Source organism: Streptococcus downii (assembly GCF_004353325.1).
GTDB classification, from domain to species: Bacteria; Bacillota; Bacilli; order Lactobacillales; family Streptococcaceae; genus Streptococcus; species Streptococcus downii.
Window position 1 is genome coordinate 44,364 of sequence record NZ_MZNX01000008.1, and the last position, 18,799, is coordinate 63,162.

Below are 18,799 nucleotides of genomic sequence, written 5' to 3' on the forward strand. Positions count from 1 at the left end.
ATTTTTTTATTGTTGATTCGTTTTAGTTTCAGAACTCGTCGTATTTGACTGTGTTCCGTTATCGCTTGTTTCTTTATTTGTAGCAGGTGTAGAAGAGTCCTGAGTTGTTGTTTTCTGTTCTTCTTTTTTCTCCTCTTTTTTATTGGATTGAGAAGTTTCTTCTTGCGTGGTATTTTCTTTAGTAGAAGTGTTGTCCTTGTTGGGACTAGTATTTTCCTGAGGGGATTCCTTTTGAATTTCCTTGACAACAGTTGTTTGGGTTGTTGTAGGCTCTTTTTTGTTGTTTTTATTATTATTATTATCCATGGCGTTCATGATGGTGATAGTAGCAGTGATCAGACCAAGGATACTACCGATGGTAGCAATCGTTTTTTGAAAGACAGTAAAGCCCTTTTTGATGTGTTCTGTTTTTGGTTTTGAAGTTCTACGATAGTTAGACATGATACTCTCCTTTAATTATGATTTATTATACCTCATTTCTTTAAAAAAATCTTAAAAAAAGAGAAACCTCCCTTTCTTGTCGCAGGTCTCTTTTCGTGATACAATAGAGGGAGTGATTTTAGAAAGCGTGAGAAAACATGATCTACTTTGATAATTCGGCGACAACCAAACCTTATCCTGAAGCTCTAGAGACCTATATGCAGGTCGCTTCGAAAATTGTAGGAAATCCTTCTAGTCTCCATCGTTTGGGAGACCAGGCAACAAGAATTTTAGATGCTTCCCGGCAGCAAATTGCAGATTTGATTGGTAAGAAAAGTGATGAAATCTTCTTTACATCTGGTGGAACAGAAGGGGATAACTGGGTCATCAAGGGTGTAGCTTTTGAAAAAGCCCAGTTTGGCAAGCACATCATCGTATCAGCTATTGAGCATCCAGCAGTCAAGGAGTCAGCACTCTGGCTGAAAAGTCAAGGTTTTGAGGTGGATATTGCCCCAGTTGATGAGAAAGGATTTGTAGATGTCAAGGCTCTAGCAAGTTTGATTCGACCTGATACGACCCTCGTTTCGGTCATGGCAGTTAACAATGAAATCGGCTCTATCCAACCTATCAAGGCTATTTCAGAACTCCTAGCAGACAAACCGTCTATTTCCTTTCATGTAGATGCGGTTCAGGCACTTGCTAAGATTCCGACTGAAAAGTATCTGACTGATCGAGTGGACTTTGCGACTTTCTCTAGTCACAAGTTTCACGGAGTTCGAGGTGTTGGCTTTGTCTATATCAAGTCTGGTAAGAAAATTACGCCTCTGTTGACTGGTGGTGGTCAGGAGCGAGGCTATCGTTCGACAACTGAAAATGTGGCAGGGATTGCAGCGACAGCCAAGGCCCTCCGTTTGTCTATGGAAAAGTTAGATATCTTTACTAATAAGACAGGGCAGATGAAATCAGTCATTCGTCAAGCCCTTCTGGATTATCCAGATATTTTTGTCTTTTCAGCTGAGGATGACTTTGCCCCTCATATCCTGATTTTTGGGATTAAAGGCGTTCGTGGAGAAGTCATCGTCCACGCTTTTGAAGACTATGATATTTTCATTTCAACGACCTCTGCTTGTTCGTCCAAGGCTGGAAAACCTGCAGGCACCTTGATTGCAATGGGAGTAGATAAAGATAAGGCCCAGTCAGCTGTGCGCCTAAGTCTAGATCTGGAAAATGATATGAGTCAGGTTGAGCAGTTTTTGACCAAGCTAAAATTAATTTACAATCAAACTAGAAAAGTAAGATAGGAGCATTTATGCAGTATTCAGAAATTATGATTCGCTACGGAGAGTTGTCAACCAAGGGCAAAAATCGTATGCGGTTCATCAATAAACTTCGCAATAACATTTCAGACGTTTTGTCCATCTATCCCCAAGTTAAGGTAACTGCTGATCGCGACCGTGCCCATGCTTACCTGAATGGATCCGACTACACAGCAGTTGCAGAATCACTCAAACAAGTATTTGGGATTCAAAATTTTTCCCCTGTATACAAGGTTGAAAAATCTGTAGAAGTTCTGAAGTCTGCTGTCCAAGAGATTATGCAGGACATCTACAAGGAAGGCATGACCTTTAAAATCTCTAGTAGACGTAGCGACCATAGCTTTGAATTGGACAGTCGTGAACTCAATCAAACCCTTGGTGGTGCTGTTTTTGACGTAATTCCAACTATTCAAGCCCAAATGAAAAAACCTGATATCACTCTTCAAGTGGAGATTCGTGAGGAAGCAGCCTATCTTTCCTATGAAACCATTCGTGGAGCAGGTGGTTTGCCAGTGGGAACTTCTGGTAAGGGGATGCTCATGTTGTCAGGTGGAATTGACTCACCTGTAGCAGGTTATCTAGCTCTTAAGCGTGGGGTAGATATCGAGGCAGTTCACTTTGCTAGCCCACCATACACTAGCCCTGGCGCTCTCAAAAAAGCCCAAGATTTGACCCGTAAATTGACCAAGTTTGGTGGTAATATCCAGTTTATCGAAGTGCCTTTCACAGAGATTCAAGAGGAAATCAAGGCAAAGGCGCCAGAAGCCTACCTCATGACCTTGACCCGTCGTTTTATGATGCGAATTACCGACCGTATCCGTGAGGTACGAAATGGTTTAGTTATCATCAATGGGGAAAGTCTTGGTCAGGTGGCAAGCCAAACTCTGGAGAGTATGCAGGCTATCAACGCTGTGACCAACACTCCCATCATCCGTCCTGTGGTTACTATGGACAAGTTGGAAATCATTGACATCGCGCAGGAAATCGATACCTTTGAAATTTCTATCCAGCCTTTTGAGGACTGCTGTACTATTTTTGCACCTGACCGTCCTAAGACCAATCCTAAGATAGAGAATGCAGAGCAGTATGAAAAACGCATGGATGTTGAAGGCTTGGTTGAGCGAGCAGTGGCTGGTATCATGATCACTGAGATTACACCTCAGGCTGAAAAAGATGCTGTCGATGAGTTAATTGACAATCTCCTCTAATCAGAAAACCCAGAAGAATTCAGAAAAATAAATGAAAAAAGTTAGTTATTTATCCTTAAAATGGACATTTACTGACTTTTTTTCTATTTTTATGGTATAATAAGATAAAATTTTGAATATAGAGAGTTTTCTGACAATGAATCATTCCTACTTTTATTTAAAAATGAAAGAACATAAACTCAAGGTTCCTTATACAGGAAAAGAGCGTCGTGTGCGTGTTCTTTTGCCTAAGGACTACGAGAAAGACACAGACCGCTTTTATCCTGTTGTTTACTTTCATGACGGGCAAAATGTCTTTTACAGCAAGGAGTCTTATATCGGACACTCTTGGAAGATTATTCCAGCCATTAAACGAAATCCTGATATCAGTCGCATGATTGTTGTTGCTATTGACAATGATGGCATGGGACGGATGAATGAGTATGCGGCTTGGAAGTTTCAAGAATCTCCTATTCCAGAGCAACAGTTCGGCGGTAAGGGTGTGGAGTATTCCGAGTTTGTCATGGAGGTGGTTAAGCCCTTTATCGATGAGACCTACCGTACCAAAGCTGATCGTCAGCACACGGCTATGATTGGTTCGTCTCTAGGAGGCAATATTACCCAGTTTATCGGACTGGAATACCAAGACCGAATTGGTTGTCTAGGAGTCTTTTCATCTGCCAACTGGCTCCACCAAGAAGCCTTTAACCGCTACATCGAGCGTAAGAAACTGTCGCCTGATCAGCGCATTTTCATTTATGTAGGAACAGAAGAAGCAGACGATACGGACAAGACCTTGATGGCTGGCAATATCAAGCAAGCCTATATCGACTCATCGCTTCGCTATTACCATGATTTGATTGCAGGTGGAGTAGACTTGGATAATCTGGTCTTGAAAGTTCAGTCTGGTGCCATCCATAGTGAGATTCCATGGTCGGAAAATTTACCAGACTGTCTTCGTTTTTTTGCAGAAAAATGGTAAGTTAGGAAAGGAGAAAGCCAATGCATATTGAAAACCTTAGCCACTGGAGTGGCAATCTTAATCGTGAAATGTATCTAAACCGTTATGGGCATGCTGGGATTCCAGTTGTGGTTTTTGCTTCATCTGGTGGCAGTCACAATGAATACTATGATTTTGGCATGATTGATGCCTGTGCTTCCTTTATCGAGGAGGGGCGTGTTCAGTTCTTTACGCTATCCAGTGTTGACAGTGAGAGCTGGTTGGCTACTTGGAAAAATAGTCATGACCAGGCGGAGATGCATCGCGCCTACGAACGCTATGTGATTGAGGAAGCCATTCCTTTTATCAAGCACAAGACAAGTTGGTTTGATGGCATGATGACGACAGGTTGCTCAATGGGGGCCTACCATGCACTCAATTTCTTCCTCCAGCATCCAGATGTCTTTACCAAGGTGATTGCTCTCAGCGGTGTTTACGACGCGCGTTTCTTTGTCGGCGATTACTACAATGACGATGCCATTTACCAAAACTCGCCAGTAGATTATATCTGGAATCAGAATGACGGCTGGTTTATCGATCGTTACCGTCAGGCGGAGATTGTCGTTTGTACGGGCCTCGGTGCCTGGGAACAAGATGGTCTACCATCTTTCTACAAGCTTAAAGAAGCCTTTGACCAGAAACAAATTCCAGCCTGGTTTGCTGAATGGGGACACGATGTCGCCCACGACTGGGAATGGTGGCGTAAACAAATGCCCTATTTTCTTGGACACCTGTATCTATAAAAGGAGTTGCCTATGAATTACCTTGTTATTTCTCCCTACTATCCGCAAAACTTTCAACAGTTTACAATCGAGTTAGCTAATAAAGGTATCACAGTCTTGGGAATTGGTCAGGAGCCTTACGAACAACTAGATGAGCCTTTGCGCAATAGCCTAACTGAGTATTTCCGTGTGGACAATCTTGAGAATATAGACGAAGTCAAGCGTGCTGTTGCCTTTCTTTTCTACAAGCATGGTCCTATCGAACGCATCGAGTCACACAATGAATACTGGCTTGAGCTAGACGCAGCACTTAGAGAACAATTCAATGTCTTTGGTGCCAAACCCGAGGATCTCAAAAAGACGAAATATAAGTCTGAGATGAAGAAACTTTTCAAAAAAGCAGGTGTCCCTGTGGTACCTGGAGCTGTTATCCAGACGGAAGCAGATGTGGATAAAGCAGTGAAAGAAATCGGTCTACCAATGATTGCCAAACCTGATAACGGAGTGGGAGCGGCAGCAACCTTTAAGCTTGAGACAGAAGAAGATGTAAATCACTTCAAGGCTGAATGGGACCATTCAACCGTTTATTTCTTTGAAAAATTTGTCACTTCTAGCGAAATCTGTACCTTTGACGGACTTGTAGACAAGGATGGCAACATCGTCTTTTCAACGACTTTCGATTATGCCCATACACCACTTGATCTCATGATTTATAAGATGGACAATTCCTACTATGTGCTCAAGGATATGGATCCCAAACTGCGCAAGTATGGTGAGGCCATAGTCAAAGAATTTGGCATGAAGGAGCGTTTTTTCCATATCGAATTCTTCCGTGATGGGGACGACTACATTGCGATTGAGTACAATAACCGTCCTGCAGGTGGTTTTACTATTGATGTTTATAACTTCGCTCACTCCTTGGATCTCTATCGTGGCTATGCAGCTATCGTCGCAGGTGAGGGGTTTCCAACATCAGAGTTTGAACCTCAATACTGTCTAGCTACATCACGTCGTGCTAATGCTAACTATGTTTATTCAGAAGAGGACCTTCTTGCCAAATACAGCCAGCAATTCAAGGTCAAAAAAATCATGCCAGCAGCCTTTGCAGAGCTACAAGGGGACTACCTTTATATGCTGACTACTCCGAGTCGCCAAGAGATGGAGCAGATGATTGCAGACTTTGGTCAACGTCAAGAGTAAGGAATAGGATGAAAGGAGTTTGACTTCTTTTGTCCTTTTCTTAAAGATAGGTTAAATAAAGCGTTTTCCAGATATTCTTTTAGAAAATCGGTTGCTAAAAGACCTAAAAATTGATAGAATAAGGATTGTCTAAAAAAATTAAGGAGAATCTATCAAATGGATTTTACATGGGCTATTAAATATGCCACTGAATTTTTGGGAACTGCTATTTTGATCATTCTTGGAAATGGTGCAGTTGCCAACGTTGAACTTAAAGGTACGAAAGGTCACCAAAGTGGCTGGCTCGTTATCGCGGTTGGTTATGGTATGGGGGTTATGATCCCAGCCTTGATGTTCGGTAACGTATCAGGAAACCACATCAACCCAGCTTTCACTCTTGGACTTGCTGTTAGTGGTCTTTTCTCTTGGGAGCAAGTACCATTTTACATCCTAGCACAAGTTTTGGGAGCAATTTTCGGTCAAGCTTTGGTTGTAGCGACTCACCGCCCTTACTACTTGAAAACAGAAAACCCAAACAATATCTTGGGTACCTTCTCAACGATTTCAAGCATCGACCACGGTACAAAAGAATCACGTTTTGCAGCTACTGTTAACGGCTTCCTCAATGAGTTTGTGGGTTCATTCGTTCTTTTCTTTGCAGCCCTAGGAATGACTAAAAACTTTTTTGGTGCGGAAGTAATGCAATACATGAAGCAAATGGCAACGCAGGCTAATCAAACAGTTGACTTTTCTGAATTAGCTATTAAGGCTCAAGTAGCACCACACACAGCAGCAGGTCTTTCAGTTGCTCATTTAGGACTTGGTTTCCTAGTAATGGCCTTGGTAACTTCACTCGGTGGACCTACTGGACCTGGTTTGAACCCAGCTCGTGACTTTGGACCACGTCTTCTTCACGAACTCCTTCCAAAATCAGTTCTTGGTCAACACAAGGGTGATTCAAAATGGTGGTATGCTTGGGTTCCGGTTGTAGCTCCAATTGCAGCGGGTATTGCAGCAGTAGCACTATTCAAACTACTTTACCTATAAGAAATGAAACTGGGGAATCCCAGTTTTTTTATCGGAAATTTTTGTAAAAAATTCTAGAATTTAAGTGGAATAGCTTGTAAAAAATCCTAAAATCCTTTAAAATAAAAGAGTTGGAGGAAGCTATGAATGCAAATCAAATGATACAAATTATTCCGACTTTGAAGGTCAATAACCGAAAATTAAATGAAAAATTTTACATTGAAACTCTTGGGATGAAGCCCTTATTAGAAGAATCTGCTTTCCTTTCACTTGGTGACCAATCAGGTGTTGAGAAATTGATTCTCGAAGAGGCTCCCAGTATGCGAACTCGGAGAGTTGAAGGGCTTAAGAAACTAGCTAGACTCTTGATCAAAGTAGAAAATCCTTCAGAAATAGAGGCTCTTCTCTATCAGATGGAGTCTCTTCCTCGCCTGCTTAAAGGAAGCCGTGGTTATGCTTTTGAGATTGTCTCTCCTGAAGAGGATGTGATCCTTGTTCATGCGGAAAATGATATAAGAGATTTGGTTCCACTGGAAACTGTTCCTGAATTTTCTTCAAATAAAAGTATGAAATACTTGAGTCAATTTGAGATTTCTATGGAGTTGCGTCTGCCTGAGGGGACGGAGAGTTTGCTTGATCCAGAAGTGGTAGCTAGGGCAATTAGCTTTACCAAAGGGGAAGGTCCAGATTTGACTGTTGAAAACAATGTTACCTGGGACTTATCTATGCTGAAATTTTTGGTAAAGGATTTAGATTTAACTAGTCTTCGTCAGAAATTTGAAAAGACAGGCTATTTTGTTCCCAAGTCTGAAAAATTCTTCCTTGGTAAAGACACCAATAATATCGAATTGTGGTTTGAAGAAGCATGAAGTGGACAAAAATTCTAAGAAAAATAGAAGAACAAATCGAGGCAGGGGTCTATCCCGGGGCCTCTTTTGCGTATTTTAAGGACGGAGAATGGAGAGAATCTTACCTAGGATTGAGTGATCCTGAGAGAGGTTTACAGACAGAGTCAGGGCTAGTCTATGACCTAGCCAGTGTGAGTAAGGTTGTGGGAGTAGGGACAGTCTTCACCTTCTTGTGGCAACAAGGCAAATTAGATATTGATCGACCAGTGACGGATTTTTTAGCTGAATGTGATTATCCAGATATCACTATCCGTCAACTTTTGACCCACGCAACAGACCTGGACCCCTTTATTCCAAATCGGGATCTCTTGACAGCTACTGAATTAAAAGAAGCCATGTTTCACCTCAACAGACGAAGTCAGCCTGCTTTTCTATACTCAGATGTTCACTTTTTACTCTTGGGCTTTCTTTTGGAAAAAATCTTTGAACAAGATTTGGATCAGATCATACAGAAGCAAGTTTTGGAACCATGGGGGATGACGGAAACCAAGTTCGGCCCCGTTGAGTTTGCTGTACCGACAGTGAGGGGAGTAGCGGCAGGTAGTATCCATGATCCCAAAGCTCGTCTTTTGGGCAAACATGCTGGAAGTGCGGGTTTATTTTCAACTGTTAAGGATTCGGAAATCTTTCTGGAACATTACTTGAAAGATGATTTTGCTGCAGATTTGATCCGCAATTTTTCACCCTTAGATGATAAGGAGCGGTCCCTAGCCTGGAATTTGGAGGGGACCTGGCTCGACCATACGGGTTATACAGGTACCTTTATTATGTGGAATCGGGAGAAGCAGGAAGCTGCCATCTTTCTGTCCAATCGAACGTATGAAAAGGATGAGCGTGCCCAGTGGATAGTTGACCGAAATCAAGTGATGGAAATGATTCGTCAAGAGGAGTAGGAAGAGGCATGTCAAAAAACGTAAAAGGAACTCTATATGTAGTAGTGGCAGGGATTGCTTGGGGCTTGTCTGGAACAAGTGGTCAATACCTGATGGCACACGGAATTTTTGCTCTAGTCTTGACCAATTTGCGACTTATCATTGCAGGCCTGGCACTGGTGTTCTTATCCTATGCGACTGCAAAGGATAAACTTCTTTCTTTTTTAAAAGACAAAAAAAGTCTACTATCTCTGTTGCTATTTGCAGTTTTCGGACTTTTCTTAAACCAGTTTGCCTATCTTTCTGCCATTCAGGAAACCAATGCTGGAACGGCGACAGTTCTCCAGTATGTATGTCCCGTTGGGATCTTGGTTTATACCTGTATGAAGGATAGGGTAGCTCCGACACTGGCTGAGCTTATTTCGATTGGATTGGCTATAGGAGGAACTTTTCTGATTGCGACTCATGGGGAACTTGACCAGTTGTCTGTCACACCTGCTGGTCTTTTCTGGGGTCTCTTTTCAGCCTTGACCTATGCCCTTTATATCATTCTTCCTATCACTTTGATTAAGAAATGGGGAAGCATGTTGGTGATTGGTGTGGGCATGGTTATTTCTGGAGTGGTGGCTATTCCCTTCACAGGGGTTTTGCAGGCCAGTATACCGACCAGCTTGGATTTTCTTTTTGCATTTGCTGGCATTATCATCATTGGCACGGTCTTTGCCTATACAGCTTTCCTAAAAGGAGCTAGTATGATAGGCCCAGTTAAGTCCAGTTTATTGGCTTCCATAGAGCCCATATCTGCTGTTTTCTTTGCCTTTCTGATTATGAAAGAGCAATTCTATGCGATTGATTTTGTCGGTATGGCTATGATTTTACTTGCGGTAGCCATCATTTCTTTGAAAGATTTGTTGATAGAAAACAAACGGAAGGTTGAATGAGAAACTAGTTACTCGTAAAAAGTGGTTGGTTTGAATATCCTATCGAAATATTGATTACGGCTAAGGAATGGGAGTGGAATTTTATAAAATTTTAAGTTTCTTTTCTTACAATAAACCAATCTTTAACTGCTAGAAGGAGGAGATATGAAAATTTTACAAAGCATTCACCCAACTAAGCCCCTGCGCTACTTGAGATGGTTTGACATTCTGATTATTACAGTTTTAATGTTTGGTCAGTTTATCATTCGGTCAACGGAGCTCTTTTTAGCAAGTATGTTTCCGACAGGTCTGTCAACTACAATGGATACGGTAAGTAATACTGTCGGCGAGGGAGTAGGCTATTTGAGCAACTTCACCCTGCAAGTGATACTTCTTACCTTAGCCTTGCTTTACCTTTTGATCCGGAATTATGATTTCAAACAACTTCCTATTCGTTGGACCTGGTCCCTTCTCTTTTGGGTTCCTTTTATATTTGCCATTGTGGGTTTGTTTGGAGACCTGGTGACGACACTAACTGGTGAATACAATTACTTAAATCCAGCTCTTTTTACCCACATAGATCCCATGGAAGTTATACGGAAATTCCTAGCGCTTAGTCCCATGGCAATTGTCTACGCCTTGCTAAATGGCTTCTATGAAGAGTTTTTCTTTCTAGGGTTGTTGACCTCAGTGAAAGAAAAGCACAAGTGGCGGGTTTTGTTTTATTCTACCCTCATTCGGATTTCTTTTCACACTTATCAAGGATTGGTGTGGGCACTGGTTATTGGTGTAGTTTATGGTTTATTCTATTATTTTCTATACAAGTATAAGGTTAAAAATCTTTTGCCATTTTTCCTTATGCATGCTCTGGTAGACATGTTTGGTTCTAGCCTCCTGTATCTCTTGATTGCGTGGGGAAGGTAAGAATCAGAAAAATCCACTCAACTGAGTGGATTTTGTCTATATAGATGACTAGTCTTTATTTTCGTATGGTAAGATCAAGTTTAAGATGATACCTGTCATAGCTGATAGGGCAGTACCTGAAAGCGTAACTGGTCCTACTTTGAGGATGGCTCCACCAAGCCCAAGAACCAACATAGCACTAGCAATGATGAGGTTACGCATTTGACTGAAATCAACGCGCTCCTTGATCAAGACTTTCAAACCGTTGCTGGCGATAACTCCGTAGAGAAGGATGGACATCCCACCAAGTACAGCACTTGGGATTGTTGAGATCAAGGCAGTGAATTTACCAAGGAAACTAAGAGCGATGGCAATAAAGGCTGCGTTACGAATAACGGAGACAGAAGCGATACGAGTCATACCGATAACTCCTGTATTTTCGCCGTAAGTCGTATTGGCTGGTCCACCGAGGAAAGCAGATACAGATGTTGCAATACCGTCACCAAGAAGAGTACGGTGAAGTCCTGGTTCTTTCAGGAACTGACGTCCACAGATTTGGCTTAGGACGGTATGGTCACCGATGTGTTCTGAAATGGTTACGATAGCAATTGGCAAGATGGCGATTGTTTCAGGACCGAAGTAGAGGTTATACTCTTTGAAGGCTCCGCCTGTACTAAATGGTAAGTAGAAACCAGGGATTTCAAACCAGTTAGCTTCTAGGACTGGTGTAAAGTCAACCAAGCCAAGTGTTACTGCGAAGATGTAACCACCGATGATGGCAAAGAGGAAAGGAATGATACGTAGGAAGCCTTTTCCTTTTGTATTGATAAAGGCAGCAATCAAGAAAGTTACGACAGCTACAAGTGCATTTTTCCAGTTTCCATCTGCTACAAGTCCAGCGTTCGTAACAGCTGAATTTGCCAGTCCAAGACCGATAACGATGATCATGGGTCCGATAATGATTGGTGGTAAGAGTTTATCGATCCATTTTGTACCTGCAAAACGAACACTTGCAGCCACAAGGACATAAACCAAACCAGTCAGGATAACCCCAGTTTGAGCGGCCGATACATCGCCACCCATCTCTTTCATAGCTAGAGACATGGCTGTGATAAAGGCGAAGGATGATCCGAGATAGACTGGAACTTTAAAACCAGTTGATATCATGTAGATGAGTGTCCCAACGCCTGATGCAAAAAGGGCAACAGATACAGGCATTCCCAAAATTAAGGGAACGAGAATGGTTGCACCAAACATGGCAAAAACGTGCTGGAAGCTGAGGAGAATGCCTTTACCAGCTGAAGGACGTTGGTCAACGTCTAGTAACAAATCAATAGTTGATTCTTGTTTCATATAAACCTCACTTTTGGGCATCAAAAAAGAGCCCATTATTTTACAGCAATAGGCTCTCAGAGTAAGACTTCTTTAAAAAAGATTATTCCATTCTTAAAGAACTTCATATATTTCTGCGTCTTCGTCACCTCACGGGATGACATTAAAAACCTTTGCTTAGGATAGTATAGCAGAAAAAATTCGTTTTGTAAACGAATTTTTCCCGAGTCTAGAAATAAAAGAGCGAGGCAGATTTTGTAAATCATTTTTTCCCGAGCCTAAAAATGTAAGAGCGATGAATGATTTTGTAAATCATTTTTTCCCGAGCCCAGAAATGCAAGAGCGAGGTTGATTTTGTAAATCATTTTTACTCAACTTTAAACAAGGGCGCGCTATTGATAGGATTAAAGCGGGCGTTTGTTGGGCATGCCAGCCTTACGTGGATATTTGTTTGGGGTTTCCTTTTTCTTTTCGACGACAGTGATATAGCGCGAATCTCCATTTGGTAGGGCATAGCTGAGGTTGTCCTCTACCTTACTAAAGAGGAGGTTGAGGGCATTCTTGGCTTCTAGCAATTCCTCGGGGGCATTGCTGGCCTTGAGAGCCAGTAGTTTTCCACCAACTTTAAGATAGGGAATGGTCAGTTCAGACAAGACCTGCATTCGAGCAACCGCGCGAGCCGTCACCATATCAAACTGGGCACGGAAGTTCTTGTCTTGGGCAAAGTCTTCAGCGCGTCCATGGTAGAAGTGAACGCCATCCAAATCCAACTCCTGAGCCAAAAGCTGAAGGAAGTTGATGCGCTTATTGAGCGAATCAATGATGGTCACATCTAGCTGAGGATAGAGGATTTTCATAGGAAGACTAGGAAATCCAGCCCCAGCCCCGATATCAAGAAGTTTGATATTTTCATTGGGAATCAAACCCTGCAGGATGGGAGCAATCGAATCATAAAAATGTTTGAGATAAACTTCTTCCTTGTCTGTAATAGCGGTCAAATTAATCTTTTCATTCCACTCGACCAAGAGTTCAAAATAACGTTCAAATTGGTTCTTTTGCTGGTCAGAAAGTGGAAGATTTTGCTCAGCTAGTAGGCTGTAAAATGTTTCTGGTTTCATAGTAGTTTCCTTCTCTAGTATCATCTTATTTTACCATATTCATTAAAATTTTGATATACTGGTAGTAATCTAAAAGCAGAAAGGAATAAGATTATGACTTGGATTATTCTTGGAGTTTTGGCTCTGATTGTTATTTTTGTGATTGTTAGCTATAACGGTTTGGTTAAAAATCGTATGCAGACCAAGGAGGCTTGGAGCCAGATCGATGTTCAGTTGAAGCGTCGTAATGATCTCCTCCCAAACTTGATTGAAACAGTCAAAGGCTATGCGAAATATGAAGGTTCTACCTTGGAAAAAGTAACAGAACTTCGTAGACAAGTAGCCGCAGCAACGTCACCAGCTGAAGCTATGAAGGCCAGTGATGCCCTTACTCGCCAGATTTCTGGTATCTTTGCAGTAGCAGAGAATTACCCAGACTTGAAAGCTAGTGCTAACTTTATCAAATTACAAGAAGAGTTGACCAATACAGAAAATAAAATTTCATATTCTCGCCAACTCTACAACAGTGTTGTCAGCAACTACAATGTAAAACTTGAAAGCTTCCCAAGTAACATCATCGCGGGACTATTTGGCTTTAAAGCTGCAGACTTCCTTCAAACACCTGAAGAGGAAAAGGCAGTTCCTAAAGTTGACTTTAGCGGTTTAGGTGACTAAGATGTTGTTTGATCAAATTGCGAGCAATAAACGAAAAACTTGGATTTTGTTGCTGGTTTTCTTCCTACTCTTGGCCTTGGTTGGTTATGCGGTTGGCTATCTCTTTATGCGTTCAGGTCTTGGAGGCATGATTATTGCCTTGATTATAGGTCTTATCTACGCTCTGACCATGATCTTTCAATCAACAGAGATTGTCATGTCCATGAATGGGGCGCGTGAGGTTGATGAGCAAACGGCACCAGCCCTCTACCATGTAGTAGAAGATATGGCCATGGTCGCTCAGATTCCCATGCCACGTGTTTTCATCATTGAGGATTCTTCTTTAAATGCCTTTGCAACAGGTTCCAACCCGCAGAATGCAGCAGTCGCAGCCACTTCGGGTCTTCTGGCTATCATGAACCGTGAGGAGCTAGAAGCTGTTATGGGCCATGAGGTCAGTCATATCCGAAACTACGATATCCGCATTTCGACTATTGCTGTTGCCCTTGCCAGTGCTATTACCCTTCTGTCTAGTATGGCAGGACGGATGATGTGGTGGGGTGGTGCAGGTCACAGACGAAGTGACGACGATCGTGATGGAAATGGTTTAGAGATTATCATGCTTGTCATCTCTCTCTTAGCCATTGTTCTGGCACCTCTCGCTGCAACCTTGGTGCAATTAGCCATTTCCCGTCAGAGGGAATTTCTGGCGGATGCATCCAGTGTGGAGCTGACTCGCAATCCTCAAGGGATGATTAATGCCTTGCGTAAATTGGACAATAGCGAGCCGATGCATCACCATGTTGACGATGCTAGCAGCGCTCTTTATATCAATGATCCTAAGAAAGGTGGGGGACTTCAAAAACTTTTTTATACCCACCCACCTATCTCAGAACGAATCGAACGCTTGAAACAAATGTAAACAAAATCCAGAGAGATTTCTCTGGATTTTTGCTATGTTCAACATTTATAAATCTTGTAAAGCGACGACTTCCAAACCATTTTCTGTCAAACGATAGAGACTCGTACAGACCTCTTTTAAGAAGCGTCTGTCATGCGAAACAGTGATCAGACCGCCGGGATAAGAGGCAAAGAGTTTTCTTATTTCGGGTTGAGAAGTGGGAGAAAAATTACGTGTAGGCTCATCTAGAAGAAGAAAGTTTGGTTTGCGCAGGACTAATTCCAAAAGAAGCAGTTTACCTTGTTGCCCGCCAGATAAGGAACAGATTTGGTGCTGCATCTCTGGATAGCTGAAATTGAGACTAGCTAGGTGAGATTGGATTTTCTGTAGTTCCTCTTTTTGTCCAGTTTGGCTGAGATAGGCTACTGGTGACATCTCCAATTGCAGTTTTTTATGGTAATCTTGTGGCATAAAACCAAGCGAAATTTCTCTTTTGGCGCTAAGTAGTTGCTGCAACTTGGCTAGCAGAGTCGATTTCCCAACACCATTTGGCCCGATGATACCGATTTTATCTTGGCCACGGACCGTTAGTCGTAACTCCTGAGCTAAAATGCGCTGGCCAATGGACAAATTTTCCTTTTCCAGTTGAACTAAGACTTTAGAAGCCGCTAATGGTTGGATATCTGAGAAGAAAAGTTGGATTTGTTCCTCTTCAAGTGGCTTTTGTGCCATGGACTGAGCTGCCTTTTCGTAGCGTTTTTCTTGAGAGAGAACAGTTTTCATCTTTTTAGCCAATAGGCGACCGGCAGTACTGTCTTTGGTTGCTCGAAGTGCAGTTTCTACATTTTGCTTAACTCGGCGATGTTTTTCCATGGTTTTGTCATAGGCTCTCTGGTCGTTAGCAGCTTGCTGACTTTGTCTGGCAAAACTAGCCTTTCTCTGCTCACTATAGCGATCATAGTCTAAATGCTCGACTAGCGTTTCCGCTTCTTTCCGATGCTTGACCAGTCGCAAGTGGACAATAGTATCAGCCGTTTGAGAAAGAAAGTCTTCATCATGGGAAATGAAAATAACAGTTTGCCTAATCTTTTGTATCTGCCTTTTTAGCCAATCAACCGTCTCAAGGTCTAGGTCATTTGAAGGTTCATCTAAAAATAGAATCTCAAAGGGTTTGGCTAATTCATGGATGAGTTGAATTTTCAAAGCTTCGCCCCCTGATAGACTGCCAATCTTTTGCTCACTAGCGAAGCGATCACTATCAAAATGTAACTCCTCAGCCAAACGATAGAGGATACTGTAGTCTAAATCAGTAGACTCTAAAAAGAAGTAATCGTGTAGAGTTCTATTTTTTAGCTCCTCAGGTAACTTTTGAGGAATGTAAGCCAGTGACTGAAGGTTAGACTGGATGTCTCCCTTGATAGTGAAATCAGGTAATGCTTCCCCCATTAAATCTCGTAGTAAAGTCGATTTACCATTTCCTTCTTCACCAATAATAGCAACCTTTTCCCCGTCTTGGATAGTCATGCTTAAGTCAGATACAAGGTCTCGTAAATCTTTGTTTTGCGTGATAGTTAGATGATTGATTTTTATCATATTGTTGCCCTTTCTAGAATGTCGATAGTGCATAACAAAAAGCTCTACTTTACCTAGTAGAGCCTAAAGTCACTGTCAAAAACTCTATTATCCTCGTTGAAAAGCTCGTCAAACTAGCTTGGAGCTGCCTAACCCAACCCAAGAGGAGCATAGCTTTCTAGTTTTTTGATTTTTAATGAGGATAAAGTACCAGAAAATCCAGTACAAAAAGAGCACACAAAAAGAGACAAAAACAAGATCTACTAAATAAAGATTCTTTATTTGATAGATTAGTTGTTCATGTCTCCCTTACCTCCGAGTATTAGTACCTCTATCCTATACCTTTAAGGAAATTTTGTCAACAGAAAACTGGAAATTCCAAGCTCTAAAAACCAAAAACAGGTCCATAGAGAGTCAGTACGTGTTTGACGTGCTCGTAATGGAACTTGTCATAGTTACGCCAAGCGGTGCGTGCTGGGTCGTTTAGTTTTAGGCTCCCCAGTCCGATCAGTAGACTGGTACGTTGGTAAAATTTCTCAAGGTCAATTAAGATACTGTTGTTAACCGTTTCAGCTTTTTTAAGTTCCTTGAGAGTGCTGTTTAGCAGTTCTTGTAGACGGAAATCATCGGCTGTTCCTTGTTTGCAGCTTTGGTAGCTTTTATTTAACTCGGATAGGAGTTGGTAAGCTTCGTTAATCAGGGCTTTGTCTTCCATATGAGCATCCTCCTTGCTCTGATGTATTCTTGCCTATAGTATAGCACTAATAGGAAAGTTTGTCATAGTAAATATGTTAAAAAATGAGATTTTAATATCAAAGTTTGGGAAGCTGACTTATAGCCTTTTCATGGTATAATCAAGTGAGTACATCTTTATGGAGGAAATATGAAGTTAAATATTCAAGAAATTCGTAAGCAGCCTGAAGGCCTGCATTTTGAACAAGTTTTAGACCTGGCAGCAGACTTGCGTAAACGGAATCAAGAAATTTTAGATGTCAAAGATATCCTTGCAGTGGGAAAGGTGCAGTATGAAGACCGTCTGTATTTCTTAGACTATCAGTTGTCATATACCATTGTTCTTGCTTCCAGCCGCAGTATGGAGCCAGTTGAGTTGGCTGAGTTATATCCAGTGACAGAAGTTTTCATGGAAGGAGCGACCAACCAACTGGACCAGGAAGTTCTAGATGATGACTTGGTCTTGCCTATCGAAAATGGGGAAATCGACCTTGCTGAGAGCGTTTCCGATAATATCTTGCTAAACATTCCAATCAAGGTCTTAACAGCAGAAGAAGAAGCTGGTCAAGGTTTTGTGTCTGGAAATGACTGGCAAATCATGACTGAAGATGAATACCAGGCTCAACAAGCAGTCAAGAAAGAAGAAAACAGTCCATTTGCTGGCTTACAAGGACTGTTTGATGGAGACGAGTAGATGGTTTTATCCAAGAAACGTGCCCGTCATGTCATTGAGGAAATCATTGCCCTCTTCCCAGATGCTAAACCTAGCCTTGATTTTACCAATCATTTTGAACTACTGGTTGCGGTGATGTTGTCAGCTCAGACTACAGATGCAGCGGTAAATAAGGCCACACCAGGTCTCTTTGCTGCCTTTCCAACGCCACAAGCTATGTCCGTAGCGACTGAAAGTGAAATTGCTTCACACATTTCTCGTCTGGGACTTTATCGAAATAAGGCCAAGTTTCTCAAAAAATGTGCCCAACAGTTACTAGACGATTTTGATGGCCAGGTTCCTCAGACTCGTGAGGAATTAGAAAGTCTAGCTGGTGTAGGTCGTAAAACAGCAAATGTAGTTATGAGTGTGGGGTTTGGAATCCCAGCCTTTGCAGTAGATACCCATGTTGAGCGTATCTGCAAACACCATGATATTGTTAAAAAATCGGCCACACCCCTCGAAGTAGAAAAACGTGTCATGGATATTCTGCCTCCAGAGAAATGGTTGGCAGCCCATCAAGCCATGATTTACTTTGGACGAGCTATCTGTCACCCAAAGAACCCAGAATGCGATCACTATCCACAATTATATGATTTTAGTAATGTTTAAGGGGACTCTGAAAAAGTTTTTGCTTGATTTTAAGGGTGCTTTGTGCTATAGTAAATGGTAACTAAATAGTCCTTTAAACCTGTCCCGTGAGGCAGGCAAGGAGCGCGATAAAGTAGAAGGGTGAAGTCTATACTGTATACAGTAGGGCTCGCTTGGCTATACATTTCAAGTCTCCTTGTAGAAGGAGACTTTTCTTTTTGGAGGTTTGTAATGAAGACAAAAGAAGTTGTAGACGAATTGACTGTCAAACGAGCGATTACGCGAATTACTTATGAGATTATTGAGCGCAATAAAGATTTGAATAAAATTATCCTAGCGGGGATAAAAACGCGTGGTGTTTTCATCGCTCATCGTATCAAAGAACGCTTGGAGCAGTTGGAAAACATCACTGTTCCTGTTGTGGAACTGGACACCAAGCCTTTCCGTGATGATGTTAAAAGCGGGGAAGATACTTCTTTGATTTCTGTTGATGTGACAGACCGTGAAGTTATCTTGGTAGATGATGTACTCTATACAGGCCGTACCATCCGCGCCGCTATTGATAACATTGTCGGCCATGGTCGTCCTGCGCGCGTGAGTCTTGCGGTGCTAGTTGACCGTGGACATAGAGAATTGCCTATCCGTCCAGATTACGTTGGGAAAAATATCCCAACCAGTCGTTCTGAAGAAATCATCGTAGAGATGACAGAACTTGATGGCCAAGACAGAGTTCTGATTACTGAAGAAGCTTAGAA

General features: G+C 42.0%; 20 protein-coding genes. 15 read left to right on the forward strand and 5 right to left on the reverse strand.

Annotated elements, in window-relative coordinates; genetic code table 11:
* Positions 1–6: 6 nt before the first annotated feature.
* A complete protein-coding gene (locus E2R31_RS04530) occupies positions 7–441 on the reverse strand; it encodes a DUF6556 family protein (protein WP_132973057.1) in 435 nt (144 codons plus the stop codon).
* 137 nt (positions 442–578) lie between these two features.
* Here E2R31_RS04530 and E2R31_RS04535 point away from each other — a divergent pair, with 137 nt between their 5' ends.
* The 10 genes from E2R31_RS04535 (at position 579) to E2R31_RS04580 (ending at position 10,474) form a co-directional block, all read left to right on the forward strand.
* Positions 579–1,721 (forward strand): cysteine desulfurase family protein, encoded by a 1,143-nt coding sequence (locus E2R31_RS04535; RefSeq protein ID WP_132973059.1) that lies wholly within the window; start codon positions 579–581, stop codon positions 1,719–1,721.
* 8 nt (positions 1,722–1,729) lie between these two features.
* Complete coding sequence (gene thiI, locus E2R31_RS04540; protein WP_132973061.1) at positions 1,730–2,944, forward strand: tRNA uracil 4-sulfurtransferase ThiI; 1,215 nt, start codon at positions 1,730–1,732, stop codon at positions 2,942–2,944.
* Between the two features lie 136 nt (positions 2,945–3,080).
* Positions 3,081–3,905 (forward strand): alpha/beta hydrolase, encoded by an 825-nt coding sequence (locus E2R31_RS04545; RefSeq protein WP_132973063.1) that lies wholly within the window; start codon positions 3,081–3,083, stop codon positions 3,903–3,905.
* 20 nt (positions 3,906–3,925) lie between these two features.
* Positions 3,926–4,666 (forward strand): esterase family protein, encoded by a 741-nt coding sequence (locus E2R31_RS04550; RefSeq protein ID WP_132973065.1) that lies wholly within the window; start codon positions 3,926–3,928, stop codon positions 4,664–4,666.
* 12 nt (positions 4,667–4,678) lie between these two features.
* Positions 4,679–5,845 (forward strand): ATP-grasp domain-containing protein, encoded by a 1,167-nt coding sequence (locus E2R31_RS04555; protein ID WP_132973067.1) that lies wholly within the window; start codon positions 4,679–4,681, stop codon positions 5,843–5,845.
* 156 nt (positions 5,846–6,001) lie between these two features.
* Positions 6,002–6,871: an aquaglyceroporin Gla gene (gla, locus tag E2R31_RS04560; RefSeq protein ID WP_132973069.1), complete on the forward strand. Its 870-nt coding sequence runs from the start codon at positions 6,002–6,004 to the stop codon at positions 6,869–6,871.
* A 122-nt stretch (positions 6,872–6,993) separates the two neighbouring features.
* Entirely contained in the window at positions 6,994–7,719 is a 726-nt protein-coding gene (locus E2R31_RS04565) for a CppA N-terminal domain-containing protein (RefSeq protein WP_132973071.1), read from the forward strand.
* Complete coding sequence (locus tag E2R31_RS04570) at positions 7,716–8,651, forward strand: serine hydrolase domain-containing protein (protein ID WP_132973073.1); 936 nt, start codon at positions 7,716–7,718, stop codon at positions 8,649–8,651. The genes E2R31_RS04565 and E2R31_RS04570 overlap by 4 nt, the downstream gene beginning before the upstream one ends.
* Before the next feature lie 8 nt (positions 8,652–8,659).
* Positions 8,660–9,571, forward strand: a complete 912-nt coding sequence (locus E2R31_RS04575) for a DMT family transporter (protein ID WP_132973075.1) — start codon at positions 8,660–8,662, stop codon at positions 9,569–9,571.
* Between the two features lie 144 nt (positions 9,572–9,715).
* Positions 9,716–10,474, forward strand: coding sequence for a CPBP family intramembrane glutamic endopeptidase (locus E2R31_RS04580; RefSeq protein ID WP_132973077.1), 759 nt, complete (start codon positions 9,716–9,718; stop codon positions 10,472–10,474).
* A gap of 48 nt (positions 10,475–10,522) precedes the next feature.
* Here the strand turns inward: E2R31_RS04580 and E2R31_RS04585 are convergent, their stop codons facing one another.
* Both E2R31_RS04585 and rsmG read right to left on the reverse strand, forming a co-directional pair.
* On the reverse strand, positions 10,523–11,806 hold the full coding sequence (locus E2R31_RS04585; protein WP_165941791.1) for a uracil-xanthine permease family protein: 1,284 nt from the start codon (positions 11,804–11,806) through the stop codon (positions 10,523–10,525).
* Between the two features lie 383 nt (positions 11,807–12,189).
* Positions 12,190–12,903: a 16S rRNA (guanine(527)-N(7))-methyltransferase RsmG gene (rsmG, locus tag E2R31_RS04590; protein ID WP_132973079.1), complete on the reverse strand. Its 714-nt coding sequence runs from the start codon at positions 12,901–12,903 to the stop codon at positions 12,190–12,192.
* A gap of 93 nt (positions 12,904–12,996) precedes the next feature.
* Here rsmG and E2R31_RS04595 point away from each other — a divergent pair, with 93 nt between their 5' ends.
* The gene (locus tag E2R31_RS04595) at positions 12,997–13,557 is read left to right on the forward strand and encodes a LemA family protein (RefSeq protein ID WP_000219838.1); all 561 of its coding nucleotides are present in this window, start codon (positions 12,997–12,999) and stop codon (positions 13,555–13,557) included.
* Position 13,558: 1 nt separating this feature from the next.
* Positions 13,559–14,458 carry a zinc metalloprotease HtpX gene (gene htpX, locus E2R31_RS04600; RefSeq protein WP_132973081.1) on the forward strand — a complete coding sequence of 300 codons (900 nt, stop codon included), beginning with the start codon at positions 13,559–13,561 and terminating at the stop codon, positions 14,456–14,458.
* Between the two features lie 45 nt (positions 14,459–14,503).
* Here the strand turns inward: htpX and E2R31_RS04605 are convergent, their stop codons facing one another.
* Positions 14,504–16,063, reverse strand: coding sequence for an ATP-binding cassette domain-containing protein (locus tag E2R31_RS04605; protein ID WP_132973083.1), 1,560 nt, complete (start codon positions 16,061–16,063; stop codon positions 14,504–14,506).
* A gap of 331 nt (positions 16,064–16,394) precedes the next feature.
* Positions 16,395–16,724 carry a helicase BlpT gene (locus E2R31_RS04610; RefSeq protein WP_125847178.1) on the reverse strand — a complete coding sequence of 110 codons (330 nt, stop codon included), beginning with the start codon at positions 16,722–16,724 and terminating at the stop codon, positions 16,395–16,397.
* 168 nt (positions 16,725–16,892) lie between these two features.
* On the opposite strand from E2R31_RS04610, the gene E2R31_RS04615 reads away from it, so the two are divergent.
* The 3 genes from E2R31_RS04615 to pyrR all read left to right on the forward strand — a co-directional run bounded on the left by E2R31_RS04615 (position 16,893) and on the right by pyrR (position 18,797).
* Positions 16,893–17,435 (forward strand): YceD family protein, encoded by a 543-nt coding sequence (locus E2R31_RS04615; protein ID WP_132973085.1) that lies wholly within the window; start codon positions 16,893–16,895, stop codon positions 17,433–17,435.
* Positions 17,436–18,065: an endonuclease III gene (gene nth, locus E2R31_RS04620; protein WP_000244436.1), complete on the forward strand. Its 630-nt coding sequence runs from the start codon at positions 17,436–17,438 to the stop codon at positions 18,063–18,065. It begins immediately after the preceding gene.
* A 210-nt stretch (positions 18,066–18,275) separates the two neighbouring features.
* The gene (gene pyrR / locus E2R31_RS04625) at positions 18,276–18,797 is read left to right on the forward strand and encodes a bifunctional pyr operon transcriptional regulator/uracil phosphoribosyltransferase PyrR (RefSeq protein ID WP_000850018.1); all 522 of its coding nucleotides are present in this window, start codon (positions 18,276–18,278) and stop codon (positions 18,795–18,797) included.
* The last annotated feature ends 2 nt before the right edge of the window (positions 18,798–18,799 follow it).